The organism is Streptomyces sp. PU-14G (genome assembly GCF_041028275.1).
In the GTDB taxonomy this organism is placed as follows: domain Bacteria; phylum Actinomycetota; class Actinomycetes; order Streptomycetales; family Streptomycetaceae; genus Streptomyces.
Map to the genome: position 1 here is coordinate 1 of NZ_JASKYT010000345.1, position 6580 is coordinate 6580.

4 protein-coding genes are annotated in these 6580 nt (G+C 71.4%); 3 read left to right on the forward strand and 1 reads right to left on the reverse strand.

Annotated features, from left to right (window positions below; genetic code table 11):
* Nucleotides 1-344: 344 nt before the first annotated feature.
* The 3 genes from AB8Z75_RS28225 to AB8Z75_RS28235 all read left to right on the forward strand — a co-directional run bounded on the left by AB8Z75_RS28225 (nt 345) and on the right by AB8Z75_RS28235 (nt 4635).
* Complete coding sequence (locus AB8Z75_RS28225) at nt 345-1685, forward strand: PhoH family protein (protein ID WP_369206839.1); 1341 nt, start codon at nt 345-347, stop codon at nt 1683-1685.
* Nucleotides 1686-2232: 547 nt separating this feature from the next.
* Complete coding sequence (locus AB8Z75_RS28230; RefSeq protein ID WP_369206841.1) at nt 2233-2964, forward strand: transglycosylase SLT domain-containing protein; 732 nt, start codon at nt 2233-2235, stop codon at nt 2962-2964.
* Between the two features lie 249 nt (nt 2965-3213).
* A complete protein-coding gene (locus tag AB8Z75_RS28235; RefSeq protein WP_369206843.1) occupies nt 3214-4635 on the forward strand; it encodes an AI-2E family transporter in 1422 nt (473 codons plus the stop codon).
* 27 nt (nt 4636-4662) lie between these two features.
* Here AB8Z75_RS28235 and AB8Z75_RS28240 read toward each other — a convergent pair whose 3' ends face one another.
* Nucleotides 4663-6573 carry an alpha/beta hydrolase gene (locus AB8Z75_RS28240; RefSeq protein ID WP_369206845.1) on the reverse strand — a complete coding sequence of 637 codons (1911 nt, stop codon included), beginning with the start codon at nt 6571-6573 and terminating at the stop codon, nt 4663-4665.
* Nucleotides 6574-6580: the final 7 nt, after the last annotated feature.

A 6580-nucleotide genomic window follows, 5' to 3' on the forward strand; every position in this document is an offset into this window, starting at 1 on the left:
GCCCCGCGCCCGCACGGGCCCGGGGCCCCTCCTACGAGGCCCCCGAGGGGGCCCTGCACGGCGCTGGGCTCTCTCCCACCCCAGGCGTGCCACATGTCATTGCATGCATGACCACTCGGGAGGGAATATCCCTGACGACCGTGCCCTCGCAGGGCCACGGTCGCCGGGAGGCCCTGTTGGACACCACGGACGTCCCCGGGCCGCGTGAGGCTCCAGGCCGAGCGGTCGGCGCGGGCGCAGGACGCGGAGGGCCGGAGGCCGGCCCGCGTGGTGCGGGCGCTCTCCGGTCTCTTCCCCCGCGACGCCGTCGCTCCCCGACCTCATCCGAGGGGGTACGTCCCACCGTGGTGATCAGCAAGAAGCGCAGCGAGTCCGACCGGCGCACGTACGTCATCGACACCAGTGTGCTGCTGGCGGACCCGGCCGCCATGGACCGGTTCGACGAGCACGAAGTGGTGCTCCCCGTGGTAGTCGTCACCGAGTTGGAGGCCAAGCGCAACCACCCAGAGCTGGGCTATTTCGCCCGGCAGGCCCTCCGCCGGCTCGACGAGTACCGGGTCAGGTACGGCCGGCTCGACGCGCCGATCCCCCTCAGCGACCAGGGCGGCACGCTCCGGGTCGAGCTGAACCACTCCGATCCGGCGGTGCTGCCGGCCGCCTTCTTGAACACGCAGGGCAGGCTCGGTGACAACGATTCGCGCATCCTCGCGGTCGCGCGGAACCTCCAGGCGGAGGGGTACGACGTGACGGTCGTCTCGAAGGACCTGCCGTTGCGGATCAAGGCGTCCTCCGTCGGGCTGCTGGCGGAGGAGTACCGCGCGGAGTTGGCCATCACCGATTCCGGCTGGACGGGCATGGCGGAACTCACTCTTCCGGGCGAGGACGTCGATGAGCTGTTCGCGCAGGAGAGCGTGGCCCTGCCCTACGACGCGCCGGAGCTGCCCGTCCACACAGGCCTGGTACTCCAGTCGGAGAAGGGCAAGGCGCTCGGCAGGGTGACCGCGGACGGCCGCATCCGGCTGGTGCGCGGGGACCGGGAGGCGTTCGGCATCAAGGGCCGTAGCGCCGAGCAGCGGGTGGCGCTGGATCTGCTGCTCGACCCCGAGGTGGGCATCATCTCGATGGGCGGCCGTGCGGGCACGGGCAAGAGCGCGCTGGCCCTGTGCGCCGGTCTTGAGGCGGTGCTGGAGCGCAGGCAGCACAGCAAGGTGATGGTCTTCCGGCCGCTGTACGCGGTGGGGGGCCAGGAGCTGGGCTACCTGCCGGGCACCGAGGCGGAGAAGATGAGCCCGTGGGCGCAGGCCGTCTTCGACACGCTGTCGGCGGTCACCAGCCGCGAGGTCATCGAGGAGGTGGTGGCCCGCGGCATGCTGGAGGTGCTGCCGCTCACCCACATCCGCGGCAGGTCGCTGCACGACGCGTTCGTCATCGTCGACGAGGCGCAGTCGTTGGAGCGGAACGTGCTGCTGACGGTGCTTTCCCGGATCGGCACCGACTCGCGGGTGGTGCTCACCCACGACGTCGCGCAGCGGGACAATCTGCGGGTGGGGCGGTACGACGGTGTCGTCGCCGTCGTCGAGCGGTTGAAGGGGCATCCGCTCTTCTCCCACGTCACTCTGACGCGCTCGGAGCGTTCGCCGATCGCCGCGCTGGTGACCGAGATGCTGGAGGAGGGCCGCGTCTGATCCGTCCACCGGATCGTCCGATCACTTGGACGTCCTTTGGACGATCAACCGGACATCCGTCAGGGCGATCAGACCCTCATCCGCCCTGAGTCAGTACGGCCGGCCGGCCTTCCTCCGAACCGGTCGGCCGGGCGGCATCCCGCTGACGTGACGTCAGTACCGGGCGCTGCGGCGCCCGCCGAGACGGGCCCCGTGCCGGAAAGGGCGCAACACCCTAGCGGCACGGGGCCTGATCGCGCGCTGATTTCCGAGATCTCTTTGCCCCAAACGCCGTGTGAGCTTTCCCACTCAACGCTGAATTGCTTCGACGCGTCGGGTTCCGGCAAGGTGTGGGTCCTGTCAGGCCCCGCATACGGCACATCCGCACCACCAACGGTGCGACACCGCACAGCAGTACAGAACTGAACAGCAGTCGCGCCGTATGCCGCCCGAAGAACCACGCGGGCTCTCCCCGAGGGGAGGCCCACCGGGCCCGTGTCTCCCGCGCCCATACAAGGGAGGCCAGTGCCAGGGGCACGATTGCGTCCGCGAGGTCACCCGAGCGGGCATGTTGGAAGGAAACCGTGTGACTGCTCGGATTTCGGTCCGGGGATTCGCCGTGGCGTCCGCCACCGCGGTCACCACCGTCGGCGCCGTCGTCGGGGTTGCCGCAGGCGCCGACCAGGGCCAGGCGTCCGACGCCGAGGCCACCGCCGCGCAGGCGACGCTCCTAGAGGACATACCGGCCGGGTCGCAGGCCCAGGCACAGACCGCTTCGCTCACGCAGCAGGCCGACGCCGCCTCGGCGGCATCGGACGCGAAGGCGAAGAAGTCGGCCGAGGAAGCCGCCCGCAAGCAGGCCGCGAAGGACGCTGCGGCCAAGAGGGAGAAGGCCGAGAAGGAGGCCGCCGCCAAGGAGGCCGCCGAGAAGGCCAAGGAGCGCGACAAGATCAAGTCCGCTTCGAGCCGCTCCTCGGACCGCGCCGACTTCGCGCAGAAGTCCTCTTACTCCACGGCCGAGGTCCAGTCGATGGCCAAGCAGATCGTCGGCGGCGGTCAGTACCAGTGCTTCTCCGAGATCGTCTCGCGCGAGTCGGGCTGGAACTACCAGGCGACCAACGCCTCCTCCGGTGCCTACGGCCTCGTCCAGGCGCTGCCGGGCTCGAAGATGGCCTCGGCGGGTGCCGACTGGCGGACCAACCCGGCCACCCAGATCAAGTGGGGCCTCAACTACATGAACGACCGGTACGGAAGCCCCTGCGGTGCGTGGGACTTCTGGCAGGCCAACCACTGGTACTGAGCCGACCGGCCTCGCACGGCTTGCCGGACCGCGTGTCCGGACGGGATGCCCCCCGTGGCGATCCGCCAGGATCGCCACGGGGGGCATCCTCGTGTGCGGCCCCCGGCCCCGGTCGCCTGCGGCTTCCCCGCGCGCGGGCCGGGTAGCGCCTCGGCCGGCCTGCGTCCGATGCGGAAAGCAACCATCGGCCCGGGTAACGTCGTCCCTCACACGGCGAAGCCACTGGCGAGCGGGGGCGGAGGAAGCGGAATGACGAGCAGGACGGACAGGCTCAGGGCGGCCGTGGGCCGATGGGCCGCGAAGGCCGCTGAGCGGCGCGCCGAAGTGGGGTCGGACCCCGGCTCGGACCGTGGCGGAGGCGACGGGATCGACCACCGGCTGAACAACGTCGAAGCCGGCCGTGCCCAGGCCGAGGCGGAGGCGGGCAGCGCCGGGACGGGAAGCGACTACGTGCCCCCGCCCCCCCAGTACGCGCCTGCCATAGCCGCCAAACCGGAACCGGCCGCCGCCGTGCCGTGGGGCGTGCGGGTCGCCGCTGAGGCGGGGTGGCGCCTGCTGGTGCTCGCCGGTGTCATCTGGGTGCTGATGAAGGTCGTCAGCACCATCAGCCTGGTGATCATCGCGTTCTCGGCGGGGCTGCTCATCACCGCGCTGCTCCAGCCCACGGTCGCCCGGCTGCGGCGGATCGGGCTCGGGCGCGGCCTGGCCACGGCCATCACCTTCATCGGCGGGTTCGTCATCATGGGCCTGGTCGGCTGGTTCGTGGTGTGGCAGGTCATGGAGAACCTGGACACCCTCACCGACAAGGTGCAGGCCGGTATCCAGGAGTTGCGCGACTGGGCGCTCAACGGCCCGTTCCACGTCTCCGAGGACCAGATCAACGACATCGCCCAGAACCTCAGCGACTGGGTGGGTGACAACAGCAAGGAGCTGACCTCGGCGGGCATCGAGGGCGTCACCGTCATCGTCGAGTTCCTCTCGGGCGCCCTGCTGACGATGTTCGTGACGCTCTTCCTGCTCTACGACGGCCGCCGCATCTGGGAGTGGACGCTCAAGTTCGTGCCCTCGGCGGCCCGCGAGGGCGTCGCAGGTGCGGGACCGCGGGCCTGGGCGACGCTCACCGGATATGTGCGCGGCACGGTGATCGTCGCGTTGATCGACGCCATCTTCATCGGTATCGGGCTCTACTTCCTCAACGTGCCGATGGCCGTACCGCTCGCCGTCTTCATCTTCCTGTTCGCCTTCATCCCGATCGTCGGTGCGGTGATCTCCGGCGCGCTCGCCGTCGTCGTCGCGCTCGTCACCAACGGTCCGGTCTCCGCCGCGCTGGCGCTGGCCGTGGTGCTGGCCGTCCAGCAGATCGAGAGCCACATCCTGCAGCCGTTCATCCTGGGCCGGCTGGTGCGCGTCCACCCGCTCGCCGTGGTCCTCGGCGTGACGGGCGGCAGCCTCATCGCGGGCATCCCCGGCGCGGTCGTGGCGGTGCCGCTGGTCGCCGTCAGCAACACGGTCGTGGGTTATCTGAAGGGGTACGCGCAGGAGCAGACGCTCCGCCAGTTGAAGGAGGCCGCTCCGCAGCCGGGCGCGGCCGGTGCCCAGGGCGAGGGCCATGCCCCTTCCCCCGCTCCCGGCCCGGGTCAGGGACAGTTGCCGGGGGACGGCGACAAGTAGCCGCCCGGCGGGAGGGCCCCGGCGCCGTCAGTACGGGGCTTCCCGCCGGTCCATGAAGCGCCGCAACCGCTGGGTGTCCGCGTCGGTCCATCCCTCGGACGGCGCGACGGCGGCCCAGGCCTCCACCGAGCCGTTGCCGTACCGGTGGCCGTGCGGTGCGCCGACGCCGTACGAGACGGCCATGTCCACCGTCGTCTGCCAGAAGGTGACCAGCGGGAACCAGTTGACCTCGTCCGTGATGTCGGGGCCGAGCGGCTCGCGCAGCCAGCGTGGCGGGTCGAGGGCGAGTCCCGGGGACCACCACACGATCGCGTCCGAGGCGTTTTGCAGGTAGACGACGCGCGGTTTCTCCCACGTGGAGGCGGGCCCCGGGCGGGTGAGGTCCTTCTCGGGCCACTGCGCGAACCGGAAGTGGCGTCCGTGCTCGTACTCGGGCCGCCAGATGGGGCTGCCCGGGTCCCGGTGCGCGGTCAGCTCCCTGCGCAGGGGCGAGAAGTTGGGTGATCCGGCCAGTACCGCGCCGTCGACCTTGGACAGCATGTCGTCGGGGCCGTCGAACGAGGCTTCGATGCCGTAGGCGCCCAGGGACTCGCCGAAGACGACGAGTTCGGGGCGCCGGTCGGCGGGCTGTTGCCGCAGGCGGGCGCGGACCGCGTCGACCAGGGCGCGGGTGGCGCGCCCCGCCTCCTCCTTGTCCACGAGGAAGGACGCCCAGCTGGGCAGGTACGAGTACTGCACGGCCACGATCGCGGTGTCGCCGCCGTGGATGTACTCCAGCGGTTCGGCGTCCGTCGAGTTGACCCAGCCGCGCCCTGTCGTGCCGGCGATGGCGAGCACGCTCCGGTCGAACGCGCCGGTGCGTTCCAGCTCGCGCACCGCCAGCCGGGCGCGTGCGGTGAAGGTGGGCGCCGACTCCTGGCCGACGTAGACGCGGATCGGCTGGATCGCCCACCTGCCGGTGACGGAGGTGATCTGCCGCGAGGTCAGGGAGGAGCCCGTGAAGTTGCGGCCCTCGTAGCCCAGCTCGTCCCAGTCGACGAGGGAGGCGGTGCTGCCCGAGACCAGGGGCGTGCGAGGCCGGGTGATGCCGTCCTTGGTGCTCTTGTCGGTCTTCTGCGCCAGATACGCGGCGACGTCGATGATGCCGCGGTCGAAGACGACGTCCCGGGTGCCGAAGACCACGACCATCGCGCTGACCAGCAGGCTCACACCGATGGCCAGCGGGCGCGGCACGAACCGGCCCAGCAGCCGGATCAGCGCGCGGGTGCCGAGCCGTACGGTGCGCCCCAGCGCCACCAGCGCGCCGCAGATCGCCAGCGCCACCGCGGCGATCATCATGGAGTGCCAGGTGAGGGTTTCCGGCATCTCCTGGAGCCTGCGCAACTCCCGCTGTGCGTCGGCGCTCCAGGACAGCGCGGCGATCGTCGCCACGGTGCTGAGCGCGTAGTACGCCAGCCAGGCGCGGGCCCGCCGGCGCGGGGCGGGCCGCCGTCCATGGCCGTCGCGCGGTCCTTGGCCGCCGAGCAGGCGTCGGCCGTCGCGCCGTCCTTGGCCGTCGCGCCGTCCTTGGCCGTCGCGCCGTCCTTGGCCGCCGAGCAGGCGTCGGCGGTCGCGCGGGGGTTGGCTGTCGCGTAGGCCTCGGCGGTCGCGCAGGCGGTGTCGGCAGCGGCGCCACACGGGGCGCACGGTGAGCCGTACCAGCCATTCCCCGAGCGCGCCGATGGCGTATCCGATGGCGGCCGTTATCCCGCCGATCACCCCTTGCAGCAGCCAGGGCCGGGGCACGAGGGAGGGCGTCAGCGAGAGCCAGAAGAAGAGGGTGGCGCAGCACATCGCCGTCAGCCCGGGCCAGCGCCGTACGACGTAGGAGGGGTCGGGCGGGTCCCAGTAGGGGCGCCGGACCAGGGCGCGGAGCAGGGCCCGGGTCAGCGCGCGGATCCTCCGC